The organism is Polluticoccus soli (genome assembly GCF_029269745.1).
In the GTDB taxonomy this organism is placed as follows: domain Bacteria; phylum Bacteroidota; class Bacteroidia; order Chitinophagales; family Chitinophagaceae; genus Polluticoccus; species Polluticoccus soli.
Map to the genome: position 1 here is coordinate 405,587 of NZ_JARJHT010000001.1, position 25,821 is coordinate 431,407.

21 protein-coding genes are annotated in these 25,821 nt (G+C 46.3%); 7 read left to right on the forward strand and 14 right to left on the reverse strand.

Annotation, left to right across the window (positions count from 1 at the left end; all coding sequences use genetic code 11):
* Nucleotides 1-2: 2 nt before the first annotated feature.
* The 3 genes from P2W83_RS02005 to rpoN form a co-directional block, all read right to left on the reverse strand.
* A complete protein-coding gene (locus P2W83_RS02005) occupies nucleotides 3-1,544 on the reverse strand; it encodes a PAS domain-containing sensor histidine kinase (protein WP_276132008.1) in 1,542 nt (513 codons plus the stop codon).
* Between the two features lie 86 nt (nucleotides 1,545-1,630).
* Nucleotides 1,631-3,100, reverse strand: coding sequence for a sigma-54-dependent transcriptional regulator (locus tag P2W83_RS02010; RefSeq protein WP_276132009.1), 1,470 nt, complete (start codon nucleotides 3,098-3,100; stop codon nucleotides 1,631-1,633).
* 58 nt (nucleotides 3,101-3,158) lie between these two features.
* Nucleotides 3,159-4,577: an RNA polymerase factor sigma-54 gene (rpoN, locus tag P2W83_RS02015; protein WP_276132010.1), complete on the reverse strand. Its 1,419-nt coding sequence runs from the start codon at nucleotides 4,575-4,577 to the stop codon at nucleotides 3,159-3,161.
* Between the two features lie 211 nt (nucleotides 4,578-4,788).
* On the opposite strand from rpoN, the gene P2W83_RS02020 reads away from it, so the two are divergent.
* Complete coding sequence (locus tag P2W83_RS02020; protein WP_276132012.1) at nucleotides 4,789-6,177, forward strand: sensor histidine kinase; 1,389 nt, start codon at nucleotides 4,789-4,791, stop codon at nucleotides 6,175-6,177.
* A gap of 2 nt (nucleotides 6,178-6,179) precedes the next feature.
* Here the strand turns inward: P2W83_RS02020 and P2W83_RS02025 are convergent, their stop codons facing one another.
* The 4 genes from P2W83_RS02025 to P2W83_RS02040 all read right to left on the reverse strand — a co-directional run bounded on the left by P2W83_RS02025 (nucleotide 6,180) and on the right by P2W83_RS02040 (nucleotide 8,927).
* A complete protein-coding gene (locus P2W83_RS02025) occupies nucleotides 6,180-7,028 on the reverse strand; it encodes a glucose 1-dehydrogenase (protein ID WP_276132013.1) in 849 nt (282 codons plus the stop codon).
* 87 nt (nucleotides 7,029-7,115) lie between these two features.
* Nucleotides 7,116-7,511, reverse strand: a complete 396-nt coding sequence (locus P2W83_RS02030; RefSeq protein ID WP_276132014.1) for a hypothetical protein — start codon at nucleotides 7,509-7,511, stop codon at nucleotides 7,116-7,118.
* Nucleotides 7,512-7,819: 308 nt separating this feature from the next.
* Nucleotides 7,820-8,413: a DUF4142 domain-containing protein gene (locus P2W83_RS02035; protein ID WP_276132015.1), complete on the reverse strand. Its 594-nt coding sequence runs from the start codon at nucleotides 8,411-8,413 to the stop codon at nucleotides 7,820-7,822.
* A gap of 43 nt (nucleotides 8,414-8,456) precedes the next feature.
* Nucleotides 8,457-8,927, reverse strand: a complete 471-nt coding sequence (locus P2W83_RS02040) for a ferritin-like domain-containing protein (protein WP_276132016.1) — start codon at nucleotides 8,925-8,927, stop codon at nucleotides 8,457-8,459.
* Nucleotides 8,928-9,129: 202 nt separating this feature from the next.
* On the opposite strand from P2W83_RS02040, the gene P2W83_RS02045 reads away from it, so the two are divergent.
* Nucleotides 9,130-9,666 (forward strand): DUF7935 family protein, encoded by a 537-nt coding sequence (locus P2W83_RS02045; RefSeq protein ID WP_276132017.1) that lies wholly within the window; start codon nucleotides 9,130-9,132, stop codon nucleotides 9,664-9,666.
* A 23-nt stretch (nucleotides 9,667-9,689) separates the two neighbouring features.
* Entirely contained in the window at nucleotides 9,690-11,243 is a 1,554-nt protein-coding gene (locus P2W83_RS02050; RefSeq protein WP_276132018.1) for an acyl-CoA mutase large subunit family protein, read from the forward strand.
* Here the strand turns inward: P2W83_RS02050 and P2W83_RS02055 are convergent.
* The gene (locus P2W83_RS02055; protein WP_276132019.1) at nucleotides 11,240-12,325 is read right to left on the reverse strand and encodes a DUF3810 domain-containing protein; all 1,086 of its coding nucleotides are present in this window, start codon (nucleotides 12,323-12,325) and stop codon (nucleotides 11,240-11,242) included. The two genes, P2W83_RS02050 and P2W83_RS02055, sit on opposite strands and share 4 nt — an antisense overlap.
* 87 nt (nucleotides 12,326-12,412) lie before the next feature.
* Here P2W83_RS02055 and P2W83_RS02060 point away from each other — a divergent pair, with 87 nt between their 5' ends.
* The 3 genes from P2W83_RS02060 to P2W83_RS02070 all read left to right on the forward strand — a co-directional run bounded on the left by P2W83_RS02060 (nucleotide 12,413) and on the right by P2W83_RS02070 (nucleotide 15,797).
* Nucleotides 12,413-13,489: an efflux RND transporter periplasmic adaptor subunit gene (locus tag P2W83_RS02060; protein ID WP_276132020.1), complete on the forward strand. Its 1,077-nt coding sequence runs from the start codon at nucleotides 12,413-12,415 to the stop codon at nucleotides 13,487-13,489.
* Between the two features lie 10 nt (nucleotides 13,490-13,499).
* Complete coding sequence (locus P2W83_RS02065) at nucleotides 13,500-14,489, forward strand: ligase-associated DNA damage response exonuclease (RefSeq protein WP_276132021.1); 990 nt, start codon at nucleotides 13,500-13,502, stop codon at nucleotides 14,487-14,489.
* A gap of 72 nt (nucleotides 14,490-14,561) precedes the next feature.
* Nucleotides 14,562-15,797, forward strand: coding sequence for a 4-hydroxy-3-methylbut-2-enyl diphosphate reductase (locus P2W83_RS02070; protein ID WP_276132022.1), 1,236 nt, complete (start codon nucleotides 14,562-14,564; stop codon nucleotides 15,795-15,797).
* Here the strand turns inward: P2W83_RS02070 and P2W83_RS02075 are convergent.
* Together P2W83_RS02075 and P2W83_RS02080 are read right to left on the reverse strand one after the other, a co-directional pair.
* On the reverse strand, nucleotides 15,790-19,224 hold the full coding sequence (locus P2W83_RS02075) for a pyruvate carboxylase (protein WP_276132024.1): 3,435 nt from the start codon (nucleotides 19,222-19,224) through the stop codon (nucleotides 15,790-15,792). The genes P2W83_RS02070 and P2W83_RS02075 overlap by 8 nt on opposite strands.
* A gap of 93 nt (nucleotides 19,225-19,317) precedes the next feature.
* Nucleotides 19,318-21,357, reverse strand: coding sequence for a M13 family metallopeptidase (locus P2W83_RS02080; protein WP_276132025.1), 2,040 nt, complete (start codon nucleotides 21,355-21,357; stop codon nucleotides 19,318-19,320).
* A gap of 138 nt (nucleotides 21,358-21,495) precedes the next feature.
* Here P2W83_RS02080 and P2W83_RS02085 point away from each other — a divergent pair, with 138 nt between their 5' ends.
* Complete coding sequence (locus P2W83_RS02085; protein WP_276132026.1) at nucleotides 21,496-22,167, forward strand: O-methyltransferase; 672 nt, start codon at nucleotides 21,496-21,498, stop codon at nucleotides 22,165-22,167.
* Nucleotides 22,168-22,169: 2 nt separating this feature from the next.
* Here P2W83_RS02085 and P2W83_RS02090 read toward each other — a convergent pair whose 3' ends face one another.
* The 4 genes from P2W83_RS02090 to P2W83_RS02105 all read right to left on the reverse strand — a co-directional run bounded on the left by P2W83_RS02090 (nucleotide 22,170) and on the right by P2W83_RS02105 (nucleotide 25,742).
* Nucleotides 22,170-22,997: a class I SAM-dependent methyltransferase gene (locus P2W83_RS02090; protein WP_276132027.1), complete on the reverse strand. Its 828-nt coding sequence runs from the start codon at nucleotides 22,995-22,997 to the stop codon at nucleotides 22,170-22,172.
* A 28-nt stretch (nucleotides 22,998-23,025) separates the two neighbouring features.
* Complete coding sequence (locus P2W83_RS02095; RefSeq protein ID WP_276132028.1) at nucleotides 23,026-23,529, reverse strand: hypothetical protein; 504 nt, start codon at nucleotides 23,527-23,529, stop codon at nucleotides 23,026-23,028.
* A 60-nt stretch (nucleotides 23,530-23,589) separates the two neighbouring features.
* Nucleotides 23,590-24,066, reverse strand: coding sequence for a hypothetical protein (locus P2W83_RS02100; RefSeq protein WP_276132029.1), 477 nt, complete (start codon nucleotides 24,064-24,066; stop codon nucleotides 23,590-23,592).
* Nucleotides 24,067-24,146: 80 nt separating this feature from the next.
* Nucleotides 24,147-25,742, reverse strand: a complete 1,596-nt coding sequence (locus tag P2W83_RS02105) for a peptide chain release factor 3 (protein ID WP_276132030.1) — start codon at nucleotides 25,740-25,742, stop codon at nucleotides 24,147-24,149.
* Nucleotides 25,743-25,821 lie beyond the last annotated feature (79 nt).

A 25,821-nucleotide genomic window follows, 5' to 3' on the forward strand; every position in this document is an offset into this window, starting at 1 on the left:
TATTATTTCTGAGGAACGACAGGCAATATAATAATAAACTTAGCCCCTTTGCCTTCCTCGCTCTCTGCGTATATAATCCCGTGGTGGTGTTCCACTATTTTTTTACAAATGGCCAGGCCAATGCCCGAACCCGGATATTCTGCCTTACCATTCAATCGTTGAAAGATCTGGAATATCCGCTCCGCATATTCATTACTGAAGCCTATTCCATTATCCTGGATGGTGATCTTGCTGTAGTTATTAGCAAGCGGTAATGAATAACTCAGCTTTTGTGTGCCATCCAGCGGCTCGGCAGAAACAGTGATCCTGGATTTCTCATCAGCCTTGCGGAATTTTATTGCATTGCCGATGATATTAGTGAACAGCTGCTTTAACTGGCTTAAAGAGCCAGATACCGCAGGCAGATCTCCATTTACATCGATAGTCGTTCCAGTTTCTTCTATCAACAGTTCAAGATCAGACTTGACTTGCCGTACGACAAAACTGAGGTTAATAGGCTCAAAAGGCTGTGTATCTCTTGTAACCCGTGAAAACTCAAGAAGGTTGTTTATGAGATTGCGCATATTATCGGCCGAAGCCAGAATACGCGACATATACATTTCGCCATCTCCGGTAAGTACACTGCTGTATTTTTCTGCAAGTCTGCCGCAGAAAGTGCTGATCTTGCGCAAAGGCTCCTGCAGATCGTGACTGGCGACATAAGCAAACTCTTCCAACTCCTTATTAGATCGGTTTAATTCTGCAATGTTTTTCTCCAGTTCGTGCTCAATATTCGTTTGCTCGGTCACGTCCCTGATACTTCCTATCAGCTTAACAGGCTTGCCTGATTCGTCTGCTATAACCCTGCCCAAAGAGTGAATAGTCTTCACCTTTTGTGTGGGAGTTAGGATGCGCGTCTGGATGCTGAACTCTCCACCCTCTTCGAGCGCACGTTGCACCGCGGCGTGTGCCCGCCTGGTATCTTCAGGGTGCGTAAAGCCTTTTACGTATTCATAATTAATCCCACCAGGTTTCTGCTCCATCTCGTAGATATCGTATACCCCATCCGACCAGAATACAACTTCTGACCCGATAGGCCATTCGAAAGTGCCGAAACCAAGGACGCTAAATTGCTCCAGGTATAACTCACGCGAATCAAAAGATAGAAATGGCACTTTTTGCTTCGACGATTCGGGCAACATAAATAGTCGGTAGTACTTAACGCCGCATATTTCGACACCCGAAGCATAAATGTACCATGCCGCCATGTCGGCACTAAACCTGTAAATACCATACTGCGCCTGCAGTGCAACATTCTTTTCGACCTTCTGCAACTGTAGTCTCAGTCGGTCAGCTTCTCCGGATTGCAGAAAATCAAAAAAATTGTGGTGAGTATTTACATCAGCGCTTTTGCCGGAAATAACTTCGAACTGTCGACTACTGTAAACAATATTTCCTTCGTGATCAACAACCACCGTTATCCCAGGCCCGGCCGATATCACCTCCTCTAAAAAATTGACGGGATGATCTATTGCCATATCTGCGGTGTCGGGGTGCCTTTGCATAAATTCGAATTAGGTAAAACCATTGCTAAAAAGATAAATCAATTTCCGGCGTTCAACCAGGGGATCAACACTATGAAATCACAGTGTTAATCCATTTTAAATGCCTTGAACTGCTTCATCTTATTGTACAACGTCTTCCTGTCTATGTTTAGCAGCTTGGCAGCCTTGCTTTTATTAAAATTCGATTGCTTCAATGCATCGAGTATCACTTCGTATTCTGCATCCAGGTTAGCACTTTTCAGCTTATTCTCAAAAGGCACACTGGCACCAGCTGACATCCCTCCCATTGGCGACTCTGGCTGCGCAACCGATGGTGCTTCAAACTGCAGCTTTTGGTAATTGCTGATCTCGAAGGGAAGTGATTTTACTTCTACGTATTCGCCGTCAGTTAGCAGCGTAGCACGTTTCACAACATTTTTCAGCTCACGCAGATTGCCGTACCAGACATAGTTGTTCAGTATATCCTGCACGTCTTTCGCAAAACCTTTCACGTTCTTACCCAGCTCCGCATTGGTTATTTGGAGGAAATGGTTGGCAAAGAGCATAATATCATCTTTGCGCTCGCGCAGTGGCGGTACTTCAATGCTAAACTCATTGAACCTGTGATACAAGTCTTCCCTGAACTTGCCGTTACGGGCTGCATCCCACAGCCTTTCGTTACTGGCTATGATGATACGAAGATCAAGTTCAATATCTTTATTGCCACCTACACGCCTGATCTTACGCTCTTGAACAACACGCAACAGAGATACCTGGATATCATACGAAAGGTTGGCGATCTCGTCGAGGAATATGGTGCCTTCATTAGCTATTTCCATGCTTCCTATCTTCTGGTTCAACGCGCCAGTAAACGCACCTTTTTCGTGACCAAACAATTCGCTACCAGCCAGTTCTTTAGACAAGGCACCGCAATCGATTGCCACAAACGGCTTGTTAGCGCGTTTGCTTTTACGGTGAATTTGTTGGGCAATCGCTTCTTTACCACTACCGCTTTCGCCGTAGATGATCACACTGTAGTTAGTAGGCGCCACCAGGTCTATCTGTTTCATGATCTGCGCAAACTGCGGGCTATTACCCATTATGTACTGACCGTCGCCATTCGATATTTGCTTTGCCTTAGGCGAACCAGCGGAAGAAGTTGTAGCCGCACCGCCGGAAGCAGGAGTATATGCTTTCGCAGGGGATTGTTCCTCAGGGCTTTCAGAAAGAGCTTTTTTGATCGTAAGCAGTATTTCGTCGGGAAACAGCGGTTTTGTTACATAATCATATGCTCCAAGCTTCATCACCTCTACGGCATCTTTTACATCGCTATAACCCGTAATAATGATCACTGGCGCACCTGGGTGCATCTCTTTTATTTTTCCCAACAAGTCCACACCGGTCATATCTTCCAGTCTGAAATCGCATAATACCAGCCCAGGCTGATGTTTTTTCATCCATTCTATAGCGCCATTGCCGCTGTTAACACCCGTTACTTCATAACCATTCCTGGTTAAGAAACGGTTAAGGAGCATGCACATGTCGTTGTCGTCATCAATTACAAGGATCTTAGTCATAACTAGGTCTTACGTGTGTGTTTCGGAAATATATTGAATTAAAGTCTTCTTTAAAAATCTATGCCCACACTGCACGGATCTGTGCGATGGGTATACGCAACTGCTCACGATATTTAGCAACCGTACGTCGGGCAATATTATAACCTTTAGCAGACAGGATGTTAACCAGTTGCTGATCGGTGTACGGGTGGCGCTTGTCCTCGCCTGAAATTGCTTCTTCGATCACAGACTGGATCACTTTATTACTGATAACTTCGCCTTTCTTATCAGCAATACCCTCGCTAAACAGATCCTTCAGGTAAAGCAACCCGAAATGTGTTTCAGCGTATTTGTTGCTGGTGATCCTTGAAACAGTAGAAATATCCAGGCCTGACATATCAGCCACGTTACGCAGCACCATTGGTTTCAGCAAGCGGATGTCGCCTTCTTCAAAATAATCGCGTTGGATATTTACGATGCACTGCATGATGCGCAGCATGGTATCCTCGCGTTGTTTTACTGCATTCACAAACCATTGGGCGGACTGCAATTTGCTTTTTACGTATTGAGTAGAAGATCGGTCTTTTGCAGCGCTGCACTGTTGCGCAAGCTGGTCGTACAACGACTGGTTTACAAACACAGCACCCGAGCGTGAAGAATATAAATGTACCTGGATCGTATCGCCATAACGGGTGATGATAAAATCCGGGATGATCGTATTCTTAGGCTCACAGCTTGATGCTGTTTCTGAAACCGGATAAAACTTCAGCGAACCGATAAAATTCAGGATCACTCTCAGTTCTTCTTCGTCGATATTGAGCGCGTGGTGTATTTTCTCAAACTGGCGGTGCATCAGGTCGTTGTAATGATCCTGTACCAGTTTCGCTGCATATTTAACGTCAGGACGACGTGAGTCCATAGCTTTCAGCTGTATCAGCAGGCACTCCTGGATATTGCAGGCGCCTATCCCGATCGGATCGAGCGTTTGCACTATCGACAAACCTTTCCTGATGATCTCAACATCTACCAGGCTTTGTTTATGGAAAGAATAATCATCGGCAACTTCATCCAGCTGCTTGTCCATTAATCCCTGGTTGTTCAATACATCGATGATGTATTCTGCCACTTCGCGTTCTTCTTCGGTTATATCCAGCAGCCGCAATTGTTGTTTTGCATCATCTTTAAAATGATCCACATTGCTGAGCGCCATATTTGGCGTTTGCTCGGTGCTGAAATAGTTCTGATATTCGTGCTTATAATCCGGTACGTCATCGTATCCGTATTCGTCCCAATCCTGGTAGTCTTGCACATCTGTAGCTGTCTTGCCAGCCTCATCTGTAGCTTCTTCAGTGGTGGCATCCAAAAACGGGTTTTCTTCCAGTTCGTTTTTTATTCGCTGCTCCAGCTCCAGGGTGTTAAGGAAATATAGATTGAGGAGTTGTATTTGCTGCGGTAAAATTTTGAGCTGTTGTTTCTGTGTTTGTTGCTGCGAGATCATAGATTTTGGCTTTCGATTACTATCTATGTAAGGCAACCTTAAAGCCAAATTTCAGCGAGAGATTATTTTTTTAGTTTGCATAAATTTCATATTGACAATCAACTAAAAACAAATTATACATTTTCACAACTGTTAACAGCTTGTTTTAATCACTGTTTCTGAAGCAGTTAGATGAGGAATAAGTTCTACAAAATGTAGAGATTTAATCGACATGAAAAAGAAGTTCAGGGTAATCATCAGTGCATTTGCTATATCATTCGTCATAATGGCCGGACTGTCAATCTATTCTTTAAAACAGTTTGGCGCACTTAGGGACTATTCCAACCAGGTAGATCATACAAACAGGGTTATCACGCAATTATACAGGCTGGAAAGCCTGCTTAAAGAGCTGGATATTAAGGAGCGGGGGTATATGCTTACGCACGACAGTACTTATATACTAGAGATGCTGGCGGCTTCGCGTCATATCCAACCCATCCTTGATAACGTCAAAGTGCTAACGCGCGATAATGAAGTGCAGAAAAAAACATTTGTACTCCTGAAGAGCACTATAGCATTGCGTTTGTCTGATATCAAGGACAACCTGAAATATGTCGATACGACCAAAAACCCGGGTGTATCGCCGTATTATTTCCAGGGAAGAGAGCGAAAACTGGAAAGTATCAATTTCATTGCGGAGATGCTGAAGCGTGAGGATAAGATGCTTCGGGAGAAATTTCAGGGCAAACGATATTACCAGCAAATTGCCAGCAATACACTCATCTATTTGTTGATAGTATTTGGTCTGGTAACACAAGCGCTGTTCCTGTTGATGGTGAAGGAACTAAAAATACGCTTGAGCGCACAGGATGAACTACAAACTAAACTAGCCGATCTGAGTCGTTCTCACGCCGAACTGGAACAGATCGCTTTTGCGGCATCGCACGATCTGCAGGAGCCGCTACGCAAGATCAGGATATTCAGTAACCGCTTGCTGCTACTTAAGGATAGTAATAACCCGGAGATGAAAGACACAGTGGACAGGATAAGCGCCTCAGCCGAGCGAATGCAGGAACTGATAGACGACATGGTGAACCTGACCAGCCTGATAAAGGAGGAAGGCGAAAAAGAAGAAGTGGACCTGAATGGGACGGTCAAAAACGTACTATTGGAGCTGGACGAGCGAATTAAAAACCAGAAAGCCGTGATACACCGGGAGGTATTACCTGAACTCTACGGTTATCCAAGACAGTTCCATATCCTGTTCAAATCGTTGCTCGATAATTCGCTGAAGTTTACACGTGACGAGGTAATACCGGTTATCGCCATCAGGGCCGATAAAACAACCGGTGAGGAGTTGACACATATTCATAAAGACCTCGCGCAGAAAAGCTTTTACCGCATTACTATATCCGACAATGGTATTGGGTTTGACAATAAGTTTATCTCCAAAATGTTCAAGATATTCCAGCGTCTGCACACACAGCAATCAGAATTTGAGGGCAAAGGTATAGGCCTGGCAATATGCCAGCGCATAATGGTAAACCACGAAGGGTATATCATAGCGAATGGACATCCCGATGTAGGCGCTACGTTTAAACTGTTTTTCCCCGCATCTTGATATTAGCCACCTACCACGTCGCCACCGTTGATGTGGAGGATTTGACCTGTCATGTAAGAGCTGTCTTCTGAAGCAAGGTAGACATAGGCCGGCGCGATCTCGCAAGGATAGCCTGCCCTACCCATAGGTGTGTCCTCTCCAAACTTCTCGAGATGCTCTTTGTCGAAACTGTATACAACAAGCGGCGTCCATACAGGACCGGGGGCTACACCATTAACGCGGATCTTTTTCGGCGCAAGATTTTTTGCCAGTGAGCGGGTAAATGAAACTATAGCGCCTTTTGTAGATGCATAGTCGATAAGATGCTCGCTGCCGCGGTACGCCGTGACAGATGTGGTGTTGATGATAATACTATCGGCTTTCATCACTTCAAGAGCCGCCTGGGTAAAGTAGAAGAAAGAAAAAATATTCACTTCAAATGTGCGCACCAACTGCGATGTCTCTATGTTTCTCAGATCCTCATCGTCTTCATGCGTACCGGCATTGTTTACGAGAATATCCAATCGACTCAGTTCTTTATGGGTCATCGCTACTACCTCTTTGCAAAACCCTTCATCACTTATATCCCCTTTGAAAAGAAGGCATTGCTGACCCTCCTTTTCTACCATTTGCTGGGTTTCCCTTGCGTCATCGTCGCTTTTCAAATACACTATCGCAACATCCGCACCTTCCCGGGCATAGTGCACTGCAACCGATCGTCCTATACCGCTGTCGCCGCCGGTAATGATGGCTACTTTACCTTTCAGCTTGCCGGTTCCCTTGTAATAGCTCCTTATAGCCGGTTGATCCAGGTGGTGTTGGAATTCTTTTTTGCGGGCTATTTTGATATCGGTTTGCTTTTTGTCGGACATCGGTGAAACATTTCTATTCTCACCGTAAAATTTGTTCCATACAAAAAAGGCAGCCGTTTGGCTGCCTTAGTTCAATTCGTCTTATAGCTATTTGATATCTGGCTTTTGTTCTTCTTTTTGAGCGCTATCACTATGCACTTCTTTCTTGTTTACTTCTTCAATCTCACGCATAAACTTGCTGACATTCTCGTCAGCATAAGGTCCGTATGCATCGACCAACGTGCCCTTTTCGCCTGATGCAGATTCTATAACGTACAGGATCGACATATCCGCAGGATCAGATTCGCCCTCAAAACGGTAGAAGTTGACGATCTTCACCTGTCCCGGTGCGAAATATTTATCAGTAGAACAAGAGTACAATCCACGGCTGGTCACTTTGAAGCTGTCGATGTAACCATCCTTTACCACTTTGTTTACACAAGCGGTAAGCGTGTTCATTTCCGTAGCCTTATCGTTAGCTTCATTATATTGTTGAGAACGCATAACTCTCAGTTTTAATTACCCTTACTATAGAAAAATCTCTGCCAATCCCGGCATTTACATCATAATTATTTACACCCTCTTTTCCATACTGAAGACTAATGGAATATATATGGTAGAGTTTGCACCTTGATCTTTACTTAACACTTTTCAAACACAGCTATAACGCGAAATGTAGAAAAGCATCCACAGCCGCATCGCACAATGAACTAATTATCAATGCAATAAAAATAATAGCATTAGCTATAATAGCGAAGGGCCGGTACTAGCGTATCCGACCCTTGCTCTATTACCAGACCCCCGATCTTAAGTTATTTGTTGAATTTTTGTTGCAATTTTTTAGAAGTTTCCAGGTGTTCGCGAAGAACAGGAAGAGCTTTGCTGACCATAGCCTTAAGCTCAGCATCCTGCGTTTCTTTTTCTACGTCCTCAAACTTTTTGATATCGTGCTCATGATCATCGACCATATCGTTTGCCCATTTTTTATCCCAGTCGGCACCCTTGGCGTCATCGTGACTGGCATGATCCATATCCGCAGTGTCCGCCGCAATGTTCTTTTTTGCAGCATAAGCTTTTAGATCTGCTCCGAGCTTTTTATGGTCTGCTTCCATCTTTTTGGCAGCACTTTTCAGCTCTGCATCAGTGCCTTTGGATTTACCGTCGGCAAGCATATGCAGTTCCATCGTGTTCGATTTCATTGCATCCTTAACAAAGTCTGCATCGTCTTCTGCATCATGTTTATTCATGCTGTCTAAGCGGTTGCCCATATTGTCAACAGCAGCGTCAATCTTGCTTCCGATGGTATCGGCTTTCTCTTCTATTTTTTCAGAGGTTGAACTGTCGCAGGAAGCAAGGAATAATGCACCGGCCATAGCCAGGCTGCTCGCCAGGAGGATTTTTTTCATGTGGTATTTTGGCAATTTTGGTTAAAGATTGATTGTAACGATTTTATCGGTCCATTGCGCTTTGCGCATCCCTGTATTTTTTTATCAGGTCATGAGATGTTCTGAGCGAACTGTGCTGGTCAGAGATCAGACTCCTGACATCGGGGCTCAATTCATTTTCTGCATGCATGGCCGATTCGTAAGCACGAAGTGCCGCATCTTCACCAAATTCACATGAGGACAGGATGGCTTTCCTGTCACTGCCGGTAAACGTAGCCTTCACATCCATCCAGGCGCGGTAAATTTTACCCGAAGTGGTGGTGCCGCGTTCTACTTCGCCGCCACACTCGTGCACCTTGCCCTCCAACTCCTGCCTGTATTCTTCGCTTTCGCGTACCATTCCTTCAAATGTTGCTTTCAGGTCTACATCAAGGTCTTTGGCCTCTCTTATCGCGCGTTCGTAACCGGCTATCCTGTCATTGTTAACTTTCACCAGATCATTCAGTATTTCTACAGTGTTTTCCTGATTTTGCATAAAAAAGTATTTAGATGGTTTACTGCTGGCGTTAAAAAACTATGCCATATGAACCTTGATATTTCACGCTGTCTGGCTCTTAAAACGACAGCTACAAGCGACCATATAGAATAGACCCCAGAAGCTATCTAAAGCATTTCCAGATATAACTGGCGTAACAATCAGGCTGAAAATCGCTTATTTTGCGGACCAATTGACTAATATGGTTACCGCATTAGAGATTCTTAAATACACCATTCCTGCGCTTATCGTTTTGATCAGCAGCTATTTGATCGTTAAACGATTCCTGGTTTCGGAGATCACGCGCAAACAGATCGCACTTTTCCATGAGGGCCAGGAAACCACCATGCGTTTGAGACTGCAGGCTTATGAAAGGCTGGTTCTCTTTATTGAGCGTATTCATCCGCGCCAGATCATCCCACGCATTTACCAATCTGGGATGACGGTAAATGATCTGCAGCAAACCTTGATATTCAATATAAAAACGGAATTTGAACACAACCTGTCGCAGCAAATATATGTTTCCAAACAAGTGTGGGACACGGTAAAAGGTGTTAAAGAACAGGAGATAAATATGATCAACCAGATCGCCAAGGCATTGCCACCCGATGCACCCGCCAAAGAGCTGCACCAGCGTATTGTTGATTTTGTGCTGACCACAGAAACATTGCCAACAGAAATGGCGATCGATGTCATCAACGATGAGGCAAAGCGCATGCTGTCTTACAACGGCAAGTAATCTCCCAATTAAAAATATTAGCAGTGAGCGATAAAAAGTTTATTACCGACGCAGGTATCGAAATAAAACAACTGTACGACCAGCCCGTAACCATGAACGAAAAACCGGGTGAATTTCCCTTTACCCGTGGCGTGCATGCCGCTATGTATCGCGACAGGCTTTGGACCATGCGTCAATACGCCGGTTTCAGCACCGCTGAGGAATCTAATAAAAGGTATCACTACCTGCTGAGCCAGGGTGTAATGGGTTTATCAGTTGCTTTCGACCTGCCTACGCAGATCGGGTACGATTCAGACCACGAAATGTCTGAAGGCGAAGTGGGTAAAGTAGGCGTCGCTATCGACTCGCTCGAGGACATGGAGATACTGTTCAAAGACATCAAGCTGCAGGACATTTCCACCTCCATGACCATCAACGCCACGGCGTTCATCCTGCTTTCTTTCTATATCGCACTCGCTAAAAAACAAGGCGCAGATATCCGCAAGATATCAGGCACCATCCAGAACGATATCCTTAAAGAATATGCTGCAAGGGGCACGTATATCTATCCTCCGGGGCCATCAATGCGCCTGATCACCGATATATTTGAATATTGCAGCAAAGAGGTACCGAAGTGGAATACCATTTCTATTTCCGGTTACCATATACGCGAAGCGGGTTCTGATGCCGTTCAGGAGCTGGCATTTACACTTGCAAATGGTAAAGCATATCTGCAGGCAGCTATAGAAAAAGGCCTTGATATCAATGTATTTGCACAGCGCCTTTCTTTCTTCTTCAATGCGCATAACAACATTTTCGAAGAAGCCGCGAAGTTCCGCGCAGCCCGCCGCATGTGGGCGCACATTACCCGCTCATTAGGTGCTACTGACACAAAAGCGCAAATGCTTCGCTTCCATACACAAACCGGCGGAAGCACATTAACAGCGCAGCAGCCTAAAAACAACATCGTTCGTGTTACCCTGCAAGCGCTGAGTGCGGTACTTGGCGGTACACAGTCACTACATACCAACGGCTACGACGAGGCATTGTCATTGCCTACTGAAGAAGCTGCAACTATTGCATTACGTACACAGCAGATCGTGGCTTTTGAAAGTGGCGCTACACACACGGTAGATCCCCTGGCTGGTTCTTATTATGTAGAGAACCTGACCAACGAAATAGAAGCGGCAGCATGGAAGCTGATCGACAAGATCGATGTAATGGGTGGTGCTGTTAAGGCTATAGAGCAAGGTTTCATCCAGGACGAGATCGCCCGCGCTGCTTACCAATACAACCGTGAGATCGAGACCGGTGAAAAGATCATTGTTGGCGTAAACAAATTCATCGCCAAAGAAGAAGGCCAGACCCCTGTGCTGAAGATCGATGATTCTATCCGCCACGTACAAATGGAAAAATTGCGTTCGCTGCGTGAACGTAGAGATAATGCAAAAGCCGCTGCTTCCCTCGACGCAATCCGTCAAAGGGCCAAAACAACAGCCAACCTGATGCCTGTGGTAATAGAAGCAGTGGAAAATCTTTGTACGCTCGGAGAGATATCTAACACGCTGCGTGAAGTGTGGGGAGAATACCGCGGCTAGGGCAGCCTGATGAGCTTTGTCGACATTGAATCGCGCTGGCGTTCCCAAGCCCATGCGCTTATCGATACTTTGTCGTAGGTCTCTATTCCTTCTTTCTGGTTGTGAAGTTTTAGGTATTCATCATACAGGAAACTGCTGTAATCATTTACGCCGCTATCAAACTTGCGCCTGATGGCACGCAGGGTATCGAGGTGCGATTTTGTAATGGGATTAAGCTGCTTTTTAAAAGTGTTGGCCATGTGTGTGTCCACTGCTCTTACACGCGCATGAGTATACAGCCACACATTCAGGTAAGCAGAATAGTTGAATGAACTGTCTTTGGTAGTAGTACTCAATACATACGCCAGCAGGTTTGCATCGTCTTCAGCTGCTATTCCCGATTGATGTGCCATTTCGTGCGTTATGACAAAAGGCAACATGAAAGATGGCAGAAAACTGTTCACCTGTGCCTCACCGGTAAACGGATTGTAGTAACCCTGTATGCCGAGGTGCTGCATAAAAAAGCCAAATATCGATGGCTTCACATTTAGTCCATACATTTTCGTCCTGCTGTCCGTGTACTGCCTATAGTATTCTCGCGCCCTCTTTTCAGTTTGTCGAAACGTAAGTGATCTATAAGCGGGCGCGTAAGTATTCAACTTTTGAATCAAAAACGCATCGTAGCTGATAAGACTAGAGTTGTAGGCCCCGTTACGTTTATCAAGATCCCAGTATGTTGTAAGCGAGGGCTTATAATAATTGCCTCCCCACCCCAATACGAAGATCACATATAAAATAGCCAGCGAAATGATGCTGTGAAGTATAGATGTAAGAAAGTCGTGTGTGTGCGTCCGTATCTTGATAAGGAAAAATAGCCAGCGTGCTATTGCCACCAGTACCAATACGCCGCCAATGATATACAGGATATCACCAATACTGAGCGGTATAAGACCGATCGTAACATTCCTCAACGTCTGGAAAGGCCGGAAAACGTACTTATCATAAAAGGTCACTATCTCCGGGTAATAGGGCAGCGTATACTGAATTGCCGTGAGCAACAGGATAAGGAGAAAGAGAATAATTAACTTTTTCTTATACCGCATGAAACTATTTCAATGACTAAAGCGCCTAAGCGAAAGCATAGATATCAATATCTTTGCTCACTCTGTAATTTAACTTAAACATACTTAATGCCTGTATACCAAAGTAAAATTTTCATACCAGTTCTATCCCTGCTGCTGGTGTCCGGGGTCACCGCCTGTAAATCCAAAAAGACAGAAACCACCACCACAACGGCCCGCGGACAAGCTGGCCGGCCCAACAACCTGCGAGCAGAAGTTTATGTAGTGAAAGCTGAGGTATTTCAAAATGACTATAAAGCAAGCGGTACACTTTTACCCAACGAGGAAATTGAGATACATCCCGAAATATCCGGCCGGGTAACCAGTATTTCTTTCAAAGAAGGTGCGCACGTACGCAAAGGACAAACGCTGGTGCAATTGTACGATGCAGATACGCGTGCACAGATACAGAAACTGAGAGCACAACGACAGTTGCAAGTCAAGCTGCTGGAGAGGCAGCAAGAATTGCTGAGCATTGGTGGCATCAGCAGGCAGGAATATGAAACTACACAGACACAGATCAGGTCGATAGATGCTGATATAGCTTTTGCAGAGGCGCAGCTGAGGACAACCAGGATCGTGGCGCCGTTTAATGGAACCATTGGGTTGCGAAACATAAGCGTTGGCGCTGTAATAACTCCTACAACAGTGATCGCTACTCTGCAGCAAACCAATCCTTTAAAAATGGATTTCGCTGTTCCTGATAAATACCGCGGCCTGTTATTTACTGGTAAGGGTGTATTCTTTTCGGTGAATAACAACCAGTTGGGTAACCTGTCTGGGAAGATCAGCGCCATAGAGCCAGGTGCTGATGTAACCACGCGTACCGTGAAGGTTCGGGCCCTGGTACCCAACAGCAGCGGCAAATTGGTGCCTGGTTCGTTTGCCGAGGTTGTGATACCTTTTGAGAGCAACTACAGTGCGATACTAATTCCATCTAACGCTGTAATACCCACAACGCGTGACAAGAAAGTAGCAGTGGTTGAACAGGGCCGAGCACAGTTGTTAACAGTGGAACTTGGAGAGCGAACAAGCGATAAAGTAGAAGTGACCAAAGGTCTTGAAGCGGGCGATACGGTAATAGTTACCGGCCTGATGCAGGTGAAGGCTGGCATGGAAGTTAAGGTCACCAAGGTGAGAAACTAAAGACATTATTATGGGTTTGATCACCTTCACGGACAAAGGACTGTACTGCCGTGAAGGTGATTTTTTTATTGATCCATGGAAACCGGTGCAACGCGCGGTTACTACCCACGCACATTCCGACCATGCCCGCTGGGGGAGCCGCCTATACCTGGCACACACCGATAGCTATTATCTCCTAAAGGCACGTCTTGGTGAAGACACCCAGATACAAACCCTTGATTACAACCAATCCATCAGTATCAATAATGTGAAGATCAGCTTTCATCCCGCGGGGCATATTATTGGGTCTGCACAGGTGCGTGTAGAATATAAGGGAGAAGTCTGGGTAGTGTCCGGTGACTATAAACTGGAAGACGACGGCGTTACCGTACCTTTTGAGCCGGTGAAATGCAACACCTTTATTACTGAAAGCACTTTTGGACTTCCTATCTACCAATGGCGTCCGCAGCCGGAGATCATGGAAAACATACATCAATGGGTGCTCCGCAACCAGGAAATGGGTCGATACAGTGTTCTTTCAGCCTATAGCCTTGGCAAGGCGCAAAGGCTGATTCATGCCCTGTCAGCATACGGACACAAGTTTTATGGTCATGGTGCCATTTATTATATGAACCTGGCTATCCAACAGTCCAGGCCATTTCCTGACGTGACCTACCTGCGCCCCGAAACACCTAAAGAAGAGGTAAAAAGGGGCATCATCATTATGCCCTCTTCTGACACCAATAATCCATGGTTGCGCAAATGGCAGCCTTCGGCCACAGGTATTTGCAGCGGCTGGATGCAGGTACGAGGCGCACAGCGCAGAAGGAATGCAGACGCTGGCTTTGCCCTAAGCGACCACGCTGACTGGCCTGGCCTGCTCGAAGCTATAAAGGCAACAGGTGCAGAAACTGTATATGTGACGCACGGGTTCAGCGCTCCCCTCGCCCGCTACCTAAAGGAGGAAGTCGGTCTGAAAACAGGCGTAGTACAGACCGCATTTGGCGAGGATGAAGAATAACACATTAAGCAAATTCTAATTACAACATAGCTTTTACATATAGCTGCTGCAGTTTCAGTAAATTTGCAGCGCATGAAATCATTCGAGGTTCCTGTTCATTACCGCAGCACGCTGGTTACAGCCATCAAGCAAAAACGCAAAGCGGCCGACAAGATGAAGAAAGACTTTTCTCCAACCGTATTGGAGATTGGTTCTCTACAGATCATTCTTGCGCGTCACTTCGGCTTTTGTTATGGTGTGGAAAACGCCATTGAGATAGCTTTTCGCGCGGTAGCCGAGAACCCGGGCAAACGCATTTTCCTGCTGAGCGAAATGATACACAACCCCGGTGTAAACGCAGACCTGCAGGCGCTTGGAGTGACGTTCATTATGGACACCGGTGGCAAAATGCTGATGGACTGGGATGACCTGACATCCGATGATATCGTGATCATTCCTGCTTTCGGTACTACGCTGGAGATGGAAAAGAGGCTGCGCGACAAAGGCATAGAACCTTCGAAATACGAAACCACCTGCCCGTTTGTAGAAAAAGTATGGAACAGGGCGGAGAAAATAGGTACCGAGGGGTATTCTATCATCGTGCATGGCAAACCCAAACACGAAGAAACCCGTGCGACTTTTTCTCATAGCAAGGCGAACACGCCGACCGTGGTAGTAAAAGACATGGCGGAGACCGAACACCTGGCCAAATTCATCACTGGTGAATTGCCTGCTGAGCAGTTTTACACTGACTTTGCCGGACAATACTCTGAAGGCTTCGATGTGACCAAAGATTTTCAACGTATTGGCGTGGTAAACCAAACGACCATGCTAGCCAGCGAAACTCAGGGCATCGCCGATTACCTGAAACAGGTTATGATACAGCACTATCAACTATCTGCCGATAAAATATCAGAGCGTTTTGCAGACACACGCGATACGCTGTGCTATGCAACCAACGATAACCAGAGCGCAGTACAAGGCCTGCTTCAAACAGAAGCTGACCTCGCTATTGTGATCGGTGGTTACAACAGCTCTAATACATCGCACCTTGTTGAGCTGTGTGAAGAAAAGCTGCCTACCTATTTCATTAAGGATGAGCATTGCCTCGAATCATTGACAAGCATACGTCACTTCGACCTACACACGCACACCGAAAAGCAAACAGAAAATTACCTGCCGTCAAACAGGCCATTGAAGATCATGATAACTTCAGGTGCGTCTTGTCCTGATGCTTTGGTGGAACGAGTGATTGAAAGATTGGCAGAAATTACCGGTAATGAACCTGCTTTAGAGGCCATTACCGGCAACTGGACCGCTATCAGTTAAGTTCCAAAACCAAATCGTTAGTATTTACAAGGGTGCCTTCGCCTAACGCGATGTCACGGATGTTGCAATCGTAAGGCGCAGCTATCACCGTTTCCATTTTCATGGCTTCTATCACAAACAGTGGTTGGTTCTTCTTCACAGGTTCGTCTTTCTTCACCAATAGCTTAGACAGCATTCCCTGCAATGGCGCACCGATATGCTTGCCATTGCTTTGATCTACTTTCCGGTTCTCCGCTTTCACTACTTTCACTGACCTATCTGATATCTCCACATTGCGTGTCTGGCCATTAAGCTTGAAGAACACTGTGCGTTTCCCTTTATCATCAACAGGCCCAATGCTCAGTAAGCGTATCAGCAGCGTCTTTCCTTTGCTGATCTCGATGGTTGTTTCCTGTCCAGCTTTCATTCCATAGAGGAAGAGAGGAGTTGGCACTACAGACACATCACCATATTCCCTCCAGAAGTTCAATCCTTCTTCAAATACTTTCGGGTAGAACTTGTACGAAAGGAAATCGCAGATTCCAAGGTCTTCACCAAACTTCTGTTTGAACGCTTTCAACTCCTGTTCAAAATCTACAGGCGGCAAGTGCGTGCCGGGCCTGTCAGTAAACGGCGTTTTATCTTTCAGGATGATCTGCTGCAGGTCTTTAGGCAGGCCACCTTCGGGTTGACCGATAGAACCCATAAAGAACTCCTGCACCGATTCAGGGAACGAGATATTTTCGCCTTTTGCATAAACGTCCTCACGCGTCAGGTTATTGGCCACCATGAACTGCGCCATGTCGCCTACCACCTTCGAGCTCGGTGTTACTTTTACTATGTCGCCGAACATATCGTTCACCGTAGCGTACATGTCTTTGATCGCTTCAAACTTATCACCCAGACCAAGCGCTACAGCCTGTGGTTTGAGGTTAGAATACTGTCCGCCAGGTATCTCATGCCGGAACACCTCAGCAGCACTGGCTTTCAGGCCTGACTCAAACGGATAATAATATTCGCGAACAGCCTCCCAATAATTAGAGAACTGGTTGAGCGATTTGATATCGTATTGATTCTCGCGCTGATGAAACTTCATCATCTCTACGATGGCATTGAAGTTTGGCTGAGACGTAAGCCCACTTAGTGAACCCATCGCGCAGTCTACCACGTCAACACCAGCTTCGATTGCCATCAAGTAAGTAGCTGGTTGCAGCGACGATGTATCATGTGTATGCAGGTGCACGGGTATTTTCACAGTTTCCTTCAATGCAGTCACCAGTTCTTTTGCTGCATAGGGCTTCAACAAGCCCGACATGTCTTTGATAGCTAGTATATGCGAGCCTGCATTTTCCAGGTCTTTTGCCAGGCGCAGGTAATAATCGAGCGTGTACTTAGTTCGCTTAGGATCGAGTATGTCACCCGTATAACACAGCGCTCCTTCAGCAATACCTTTAGTACGCTTGCGCACCATGTCGATGCACGGTGCAATATTCTCCATCCAGTTCAGTGAGTCGAAAATCCGGAAAATGTCTACGCCTTTCTCCCAAGATTGCTCTACAAATTTTTCGATCAGGTTGTCAGGATAGGCCGCATAACCAACACCGTTGCAACCGCGTATCAGCATTTGCAACAGGATATTGGGTATCGCTGCACGCAGCATTTCCAGGCGCTTCCAGGGATCCTCTCTCAGGAAGCGGATACATACATCAAACGTAGCACCACCCCACACTTCCATGCTGAATGTCTGCGGGTGCAGTTTGGCGAAGTGTTTAGCTACCTTCAGCATGTCGTAACTGCGCATACGCGTAGCCAGCAGCGACTGGTGTGCATCGCGGAAAGTTGTATCTGTATAATGTACCTTCTTTTCGTTGCGCAGCCATTCACTAAATTTCTCAGGACCAAGTTCTGTCAACAGGTCTTTGGTGCCTTTGGTATATTCTACACCAATGGCTTCAGGCACTACAGGTTTTTCAAATGTCCTTTCTTCTTTGACCTTTACATCGGGGTTGCCGTTGATAGTAACATCGGCCAGGAAGTTCAGCATCTTAGTACCCCTGTCCTGGCGCACCACAAAATTGAACAGCTCAGGATGCTCCTGGATAAAACCAACTGTTGCTTTACCTGCATAAAACTCTTCGTGCGTGATCAGGTTCTCGAGGAACTGGATATTGCTTTTCACGCCGCGTATCCTGAACTCGCGCAACGCACGGTGCATCTTCTGTGATGCATCGAAAAGGTTATTACCCCAGGTACTCACCTTCACCAGCATCGAATCAAAGAACGGGCTGATCTTCATACCGGGGTAAGTGCTGCCTTCATCAAGGCGCACACCAAAACCTGTGGCATTACGATACGTTACGAGCGTACCATAGTCCGGCTTGAAGTTGTTGATCGGATCCTCGGTTGTAATGCGACACTGTATCGCAAAGCCATCCTTCCTGATAGCATTCTGATCTCCCAAACCGATCTTAGGGTCCGACAGTTTATAGTCAGAAGCGACATACAGTTGGGTCTTTATCAGGTCCACACCAGTTATCATTTCTGTCACTGTGTGTTCAACCTGTATACGTGGATTTACTTCTATGAAGTAGATATTGCCGGCAGCATCTACCAGGAACTCTACTGTACCAAGGTTATTGTAATCAACCGCACTGGCGATCTTCACCGCATATTCATACAGCTTTTCGCGTGTTTCGTTGCGCAGGTTTACCGATGGCGCTACTTCCACCACTTTCTGAAAACGGCGTTGTACCGAGCAATCGCGCTCGTACAAGTGAACAATGTTGCCGTGATTATCGGCAGCTATCTGCACTTCTATATGCTTCGGGTTCTCTACAAACTTCTCAAGGAATACTGTATCGTCGCCAAATGCATTTTTTGCTTCACTCCTTGCCTCACGGAATGACTTCTTCAGTTCTTCTTCGTTTCGCACTACGCGCATACCGCGGCCACCACCACCTGCAGCAGCTTTCAACATCAGCGGGTAACCGATGCGGGCAGCTTCGCTCAATGCAGCTTCCTCTGTATCGAGTGGTAGTTCATTACTCTCAATGATCGGGATACCGGCTTTCTTAGCCACTTCCTTCGCCGTTACCTTATCACCAAGTGCCGACATTACATCCGGCCTCGGCCCAACGAAGATGATACCGTTGTCCGCACACCTTTTTGCAAACGTTGCATTCTCTGACAAGAAGCCATAACCGGGGTGAATGGCATTGGCGCCAGACTCCTTCGCGATGGTTATCAGGGCATCAATATCGAGGTAAGGTTTCAGCGGCTCATTGTCCGCGCCCACCTGGTAGGCTTCATCAGCCTTGTAGCGGTGCAGCGAATAACGGTCTTCGTAAGTGTAAACAGCAACTGTAGGTATGTTCAATTCTGTTGCTGCGCGTGAGATCCGGATGGAGATCTCTCCCCTGTTGGCGATAAGTAGTTTTCGGATGTGCATATGCTTGAGGATATTCTAGATGAAGTGTAAAATCTATGCCAAAATAAAAGCGCCGGCGAAATTACGCCGGCGCTTCAACTTATTATAAAAATTTTACCACAATCTTACCCTCAGGCTGTCTGGAAGGTACAGCTTATTGCCTGGCTTCACGTTGAAAGCCTCATAGAACTCCGGTATGTTCGGCAGCGGGCCGTTCACGCGGAATTTAGCCGGTGAGTGTACGTCCGTAAGCAGTTGGCTAGCAAGTTGTTCCTTGCGGATCTGGTACATCCAGCCCAAGGCATAACCCAGGAAGTAACGCTGCAGTGGCGTGTAACCATTGATCATTTCGCCTTTTTTATAGGCCTCGGTCTGCTTGAAGGCATCCAGCCCTATCAGCAAGCCACCGAGATCGGCCAGGTTCTCGCCCAGCGTGGCGCGCCCATTGATGTGCTGGGTATCTACCGGTACCATGTTGTTGAATTGTTTCACCAACACTTCCGCACGTTTTTTGAATTCTTCCTCATCTTTCGCTGTCCACCAGTTTTGCAGGTTGCCCTTTGCATCAAACTGGCGACCCTCGTCGTCAAAGCCGTGAGTGATCTCGTGACCAATGGTAGAAGCTGCCGCATAGCCATACACAAGGGCGTCATCCAGTTCTTCGTCCCTATAGCCAGGCACAGTGAAGATACCTGCAGGCAGCACGATCTCGTTGTTCGACGGGTTGTAGTATGCGTTGTAGGTCTGTGGCGTCATTTCCCATTCTTCCCGATCCACCGGTTTGCCCAGCTTATTCATTTCGTAATTGTTCCACCATTCGTTGGCATGAAGCGCATTCATTACATACGAATTGCGGTCAATTTTCAACGCAGAGAAATCTTTCCATTTGTTAGGATAACCAACCTTCTTGGTGATGGCAGCCAGTTTCACCAGTGCTTTTTGCTTGGTGCTGTCTGTCATCCAATCCAGCTTTTCGATCCTTGCTTTGTAAGCAGTACGCACGTTCTCCACCATGTTTTCATAGCGCTTCTTGGCCGTTTCGTTGAAGTATTCTTTGGCAAACAATTGGCCCAGGGCTTCGCCCATAGCGCCTTCTTCAGCATCCAGTACACGTTTCCAACGCGGACGGGGCTGCTCAGCACCACGGATCAGTTTGTTATAGAAGTTGAAATGGTTGTCGAAGAACGGCTGGCTCAGGTAACTGGCAAACGTACGTACGAGGTGGAAGGTCATATAGTCCTTCAGCGTTTGGATGTTTTCGCTCGCTACAACTTTATCCAGTTGTTTGAAAAACTCCGGTTGACCGATGATCACGCTATCCACGTGTTTCACGCCCATTTGCTGCAGGTACGACGGCCACTCAATATTCGGCGACAGCTTCTTCTGCAGGTCAGAGATGGCCATCTTGTTGTAATTGGCATACGGATCACGCAGGGCTTCCAGCTTGCGCGACTGCGACGCCAGTTGCTTTTCCATTGCGACGATCGCCGTGGCTTTCGTTTTAGCTGTAGTGCTATCCACACCCATCAGCTGGAACACACGGGAAATGTAGTTAGGATATTCGTTTCGGATCTTGGTCGTACGCTCGTCGGTATTGAAATAATAATCCCGGTTAGGAAGACCAATACCACCCTGCGACATGTAATAAGCCATTACATCGCTCGCTTTCGCATCCTGGCTCACACCTTCGCCATAAAACACGCCCACACCGTACGTATGCATACGTGCAGCCATAGCCATCACGTCTTTCGGCGTTTGCATGGCGTTGATCTTATTCATCTCTTCGCGTAGCGGCTCAATGCCTTGCTTGTTGATGTTCGCAGAGTCCATACCGCTGTGCCAGAAATCACCTATCTGCTGGTCGGTGCCTGACTTAGCATTCTTCTTTTCAGCGTCTTCATTGATCTTGCGCAGGCGGGCATACAGTTCATTCTGCACCAGGTGGGCGATACCCCAGCTCGATTCCTCTGCTGGTATAGGATTCTTCTTGGTCCAGCCGGCCACTGCATATTCAAAGAAGTCATCGGCAGGATTAACTGTGGTATCCCTGTTCAGGAGTACGATGTCTTCTTTCTTGGTTTCCTTTTTATCGCTGCCTGTGCACGATGCCAGCAGCGTGGCTGTCGCCAGCGCTCCGTAAAGAATTGGTTTCATTATTGGATTTGTGTATAGCGGGCTAAATTAAACGTTTTCGATCATTTCAATGCTACGTCCAAAAGGGTGATTTTAACCAAGGGCTAATAAACAAAATCTTAACAGCCGGTTGGCTCCGCTGTAAAGTAACTTCACTCTATGGACAACTCTATTTTTGAAAAGACCGACCACTACATCAATTCCTTGTTTGCTCCGGAAGACGAAACCCTTGCAGGTATTGAACAATCATTGTTAGATGGCAATTCAAACATGCCACTCGGAGGCATATCGCCCAACCAGGGAAAACTGCTGCAAGTGCTGGCAAAAATGTGCAACGCCAAAACCATCTTGGAACTCGGCACACTGGGTGCTTACAGTACCATCTGGCTGGCAAGGGCGCTTCCCGCTGGCGGCAAGGTCATCACCATTGAATACGATGAGAACAATATAGCCGTCGCCAAAACCAACATTGCCAAGGCAGGCTTAACAGATAAGATCGAGATCAGGCAAGGCAAAGCCATCGACATCCTTCAGCAATTGAAAACCGAGAACAAGCACACTTTTGACATGGTATTCATGGACGCTGACAAACCGCCATACACTGAATATTTCGAGCTTGCACTAAGCATGTCGCGCCCAGGTACCGTCATCGTAGCCGACAATGTAGTACGCAACGGAAAAGTACTTAATGAAAACAGCTCAGACGCTGCAGTACAAGGTGTACAACGTTTCAACAAAACACTATCAGAAAACAAAGCAGTCACGGCAACCATCCTGCAAATGGTAGGATTGAAAGAATATGATGGTATGGCGATTGCCGTGGTAAACTAAAGCTATTTTGTTCCTTCTATGTATAACATGGGTACTGTTAATAACAGTTCTCCTTTAGATTTCGCATATTCATTCAGGTTCTTTTCCAATGCCGCGAAAATGCCTTGGTGTTCATTTTCGTCCACTATCTCCCTCCACCCTGCTAACCAGCCCAGCTTTACAAAAGAATGATTGAGCATGGCTGTGCCATCCAGGAACCTCATTTCAAAACTCTCTTCGAAGGATCTCGTCACCCGCAAGCCTGCTATTAAATAAGCACCTGTAATAGATTCCACAGAGCCACGGTGACGCTGGTGGGCGTCCAGCTTTTCGAGTGCTGTATTCATTTGCAGCTCACGCAAAGTTTGTTCAAACACTCCGTAAAACTCTTTCCAATGCCCATCTAGATTAGTAGTCAATACCAGCTTGCAACCAGGCTTCAATACCCGTGCACACTCTTTGAACACCACTGGCGGATCGTCGAAATTGTTGATGCCAAGGTTGGAAACAATAAGATCAACACTGTTATCCTCAAACGAAAGTTCAGCGGCTGAACCTTCGATAATTTCAACATTCTCGACCTCGTAATTCCTCAACTTTTGCTTTGCTCGCTCGTTGGCATTTTTCCAGGGGTCTATGCCGTAGCATTTAGAACTATTACCTAGACGCTGTGCCAATTCTATTAATGGGAAACCTGCACCTGAACCAATATCCAGCACCGTCATATTCGACTTTAGCTCGACATGCTTCAGCAGCAGCAAACCAAATGGTGCACTCCATAAAGGCAATTCATCGAAAGTAGCGACGAATTCAGGGCTGTCGTTAAACTGGTATTCGAGGAAATGCGGCATAGTTAAATATACTCTATAATTCCCCACGTTATCGCTTCCTCCGGTATTCATATCGAACAGGGGTTCTTTCCTTCGTAAGCCCCCAGCGCCTTCTTGCTCTTTTTTTGAAGTTTGTATAGCCGTAGGTAAAGTAGTTGATTATTACAATTTCTAAACCATATTGACCAGTAAGCTTTGCTAGTTCAGGTGAGATCGCGTACGACTTTGAGAATCTATTGCCAGCGGGGTGAGGTTCCAACCCGAAGTCTATGCAACTCAGTGCGTCAATATTATAGGTAGACAATAACTCAAAATTCTTACTAAACGTTTCAAGAAAGTTTATCGCATCCTTCTGTTGACCTTCAAAATCCTCAAAATCCGATTCACTGACCTGTATAAAAAAACCACTATCCTCGAATACGCCAAGTCTACCGAAATGTCCTCTTTTATCGCCTTTGTGACGTATATGTACTGTTAAGCCTTCCCAATTAGCTTTGGCGAGATATTCGTCTACATCAAAACCGTAACCGGTAATACATAGGGTTGCTGGCATTTATAAAATTTGCCTAAAGATAAACTATGATTAAAAACAAAAATGTTGCAGCCGTCAACATCATTCCCCAGTAGGATCTTTCCATAACTCACCATTAAACGTATAAGTGCAGCAGTTACAAGTTGGCCCTTGCAAATCTTTCATTGTAAACTCGGGCGCATACTTCACCAATATCCCCTCTTCATTCACAGTTAACTTTGAATAGAACGAGCTTTCGTCAATGCAAATCGTCGGCCACTCATTTTCCTTTGGATGCATGGTCACCATCCAGAAAACAGGATCCTTCTTATCAAGCCGTGATACTGCCTCCGAGTAAACCTCATCCCATTTCTGCCCAACTTTCGACAGCAGGAATTTGAATAAAGGCGTGTAATCATATCCTCGTTCTTTTTTGCCGTGCATCGACTGGAATGAGCCTTCAAAATTCTTCATGACCTTCGTGTGGCGCTCATCTGCAAAATCGCCGGGTGGGATATTATGGTAATAATTATGGGCTGTCTTGTTAGCCTTGCGATAGAGTTTCTTTTTCTCGTACATACAGCAAATTACAAATTTGGAACCTCAATAAAAAAGGCTGCTCACGCAGCCTTTTACTATATCGTAAAACAAACCAGTTATTAATTCTGCATTGCAGTCTTAAACTCGCTGGTAGTGTGGAATTCGATCTTCGGGTTGTTCTGCCTTTCTGTGTTCAGGAACCACTCGCTCTGCGCCAGGTATACAAGGTTGCCGTCCTTATCTTCCATCACGTTGCTTTGCTTAAAGCGTACGAAATCGTCGATGGCTTTCTTATCACCGGTTATCCAGCAGGCTTTGTAGAATGCCAAAGGCACGAAAGCACAAGATGCGCCGTATTCTTGTAGCAGGCGGTATTGTATCACTTCAAACTGGAGTTCACCCACACAACCAATGATCTTGCGGTTGCCACCGTGCTGGGTAAACAGCTGGGCAACGCCTTCATCCGTCAGCTGGCGTATACCTTTCTCCAGTTGCTTAGTCTTCATCGGGTCTTTATTTACCAATTCTTTAAACAACTCTGGCGAGAAGGTCGGAATACCTGTGAACTGCATCATTTCGCCTTCGGTCAGCGTATCACCTATCTTAAAGTTACCGGTATCAAACAGACCTACCACGTCACCAGGGTATGCCTCTTCGATCACATCCTTCTCGCGCGCCAGGAACGAATAAGGGTTGCTGAAGCGCACATCCTTATCTATTCGTGTATGGTGAAAGTATTTATTCCTTTCAAACTTGCCCGAGCATACGCGCAGGAACGCGATACGGTCGCGGTGGCGTGGATCCAGGTTGGCGTGTATCTTAAATATGAAACCGGTAAACTTATCCTCAGTCGGCTCTATAAAACGTTTATCAGTAGCGCGGCCTAGCGGCAATGGGGCTATGCGAATGAACGTATCCAGCAGTTCCTTTACACCAAAGTTGTTTACGGCAGAACCAAAGAACACCGGGGCAACTTTACCACCCAGGTAAGCTTCGGTATCCAGTTCACCATACACGCCTTCCAACAGTTCTACGTCTTCGCGCAGCTGTTGCGCATCGCGCTCGCCTACTTTTTCGTCCAGCAGCTTGTCTGCAAGATTGGGAATGGGAACCGTGTTATCTTCCGTTGCTTTTTGGCTGGCAGTAAACAGGTTCAGGCTTTTGTCATACAGGCTGTATACACCTTTGAACTCCTTACCCATGTTTATAGGCCAGCTCAGCGGGTGCAGCGATATGTTCAGTTCTTTTTCTATTTCGTCCAGCAGGTCGAACGGGTACTTACCATCACGGTCCATTTTGTTGACGAACACGATAACCGGTGTATCCCTCATGCGGCACACTTCCATCAGCCTGCGTGTCTGCTCCTCCACACCATTAACGCTATCGATCACCAGGATAACGCTATCCACGGCCGTCAGCGTACGGTAGGTATCTTCCGCAAAGTCCTTGTGACCCGGGGTATCCAGCAGGTTGATGAGCACATCCTTGTATTCGAAGCTCATTACCGAGGTAGCTACCGAGATACCACGCTGGCGCTCTATTTCCATAAAGTCACTTGTGGCGTGCTTCTTGATCTTATTGCTCTTTACCGCGCCGGCCACCTGTATGGCGCCACCGAATAACAGCAGTTTCTCCGTAAGCGTGGTTTTACCGGCATCCGGGTGAGAAATGATGGCGAACGTCCGCCTGCGGCTGATCTCTTTTTCGTACTTCATTGCGTTAGACAAAGCAGGCTTAGCAGAACATGTTATACATTTTCACATCCCACCTTCCTGTTTTGAGACCGCGAAGTTC

Excerpts from the sequence above, each read along its gene's own strand:
- P2W83_RS02030 (WP_276132014.1), bottom strand. The coding sequence starts at position 7,511 with ATGCGTTCTCAACAATATAATGAAGCTAACGATAAGGCTACGGAAATG.
- P2W83_RS02080 (WP_276132025.1), bottom strand. The coding sequence starts at position 21,357 with ATGAAACCAATTCTTTACGGAGCGCTGGCGACAGCCACGCTGCTGGCA.
- P2W83_RS02055 (WP_276132019.1), bottom strand. The coding sequence starts at position 12,325 with ATGCGGTATAAGAAAAAGTTAATTATTCTCTTTCTCCTTATCCTGTTG.
- rpoN (WP_276132010.1), bottom strand. The coding sequence starts at position 4,577 with ATGATCTCGCAGCAACAAACACAGAAACAACAGCTCAAAATTTTACCG.
- P2W83_RS02090 (WP_276132027.1), bottom strand. The coding sequence starts at position 22,997 with ATGCCGCATTTCCTCGAATACCAGTTTAACGACAGCCCTGAATTCGTC.
- P2W83_RS02025 (WP_276132013.1), bottom strand. The coding sequence starts at position 7,028 with ATGTCCGACAAAAAGCAAACCGATATCAAAATAGCCCGCAAAAAAGAA.
- P2W83_RS02105 (WP_276132030.1), bottom strand. The coding sequence starts at position 25,742 with ATGAAGTACGAAAAAGAGATCAGCCGCAGGCGGACGTTCGCCATCATT.
- P2W83_RS02040 (WP_276132016.1), bottom strand. The coding sequence starts at position 8,927 with ATGCAAAATCAGGAAAACACTGTAGAAATACTGAATGATCTGGTGAAA.
- P2W83_RS02100 (WP_276132029.1), bottom strand. The coding sequence starts at position 24,066 with ATGTACGAGAAAAAGAAACTCTATCGCAAGGCTAACAAGACAGCCCAT.
- P2W83_RS02010 (WP_276132009.1), bottom strand. The coding sequence starts at position 3,100 with ATGACTAAGATCCTTGTAATTGATGACGACAACGACATGTGCATGCTC.
- P2W83_RS02085 (WP_276132026.1), top strand. The coding sequence starts at position 21,496 with ATGGACAACTCTATTTTTGAAAAGACCGACCACTACATCAATTCCTTG.
- P2W83_RS02005 (WP_276132008.1), bottom strand. The coding sequence starts at position 1,544 with ATGCAAAGGCACCCCGACACCGCAGATATGGCAATAGATCATCCCGTC.
- P2W83_RS02045 (WP_276132017.1), top strand. The coding sequence starts at position 9,130 with ATGGTTACCGCATTAGAGATTCTTAAATACACCATTCCTGCGCTTATC.
- P2W83_RS02075 (WP_276132024.1), bottom strand. The coding sequence starts at position 19,224 with ATGCACATCCGAAAACTACTTATCGCCAACAGGGGAGAGATCTCCATC.
- P2W83_RS02070 (WP_276132022.1), top strand. The coding sequence starts at position 14,562 with ATGAAATCATTCGAGGTTCCTGTTCATTACCGCAGCACGCTGGTTACA.
- P2W83_RS02035 (WP_276132015.1), bottom strand. The coding sequence starts at position 8,413 with ATGAAAAAAATCCTCCTGGCGAGCAGCCTGGCTATGGCCGGTGCATTA.
- P2W83_RS02065 (WP_276132021.1), top strand. The coding sequence starts at position 13,500 with ATGGGTTTGATCACCTTCACGGACAAAGGACTGTACTGCCGTGAAGGT.
- P2W83_RS02095 (WP_276132028.1), bottom strand. The coding sequence starts at position 23,529 with ATGCCAGCAACCCTATGTATTACCGGTTACGGTTTTGATGTAGACGAA.
- P2W83_RS02020 (WP_276132012.1), top strand. The coding sequence starts at position 4,789 with ATGAAAAAGAAGTTCAGGGTAATCATCAGTGCATTTGCTATATCATTC.
- P2W83_RS02060 (WP_276132020.1), top strand. The coding sequence starts at position 12,413 with ATGCCTGTATACCAAAGTAAAATTTTCATACCAGTTCTATCCCTGCTG.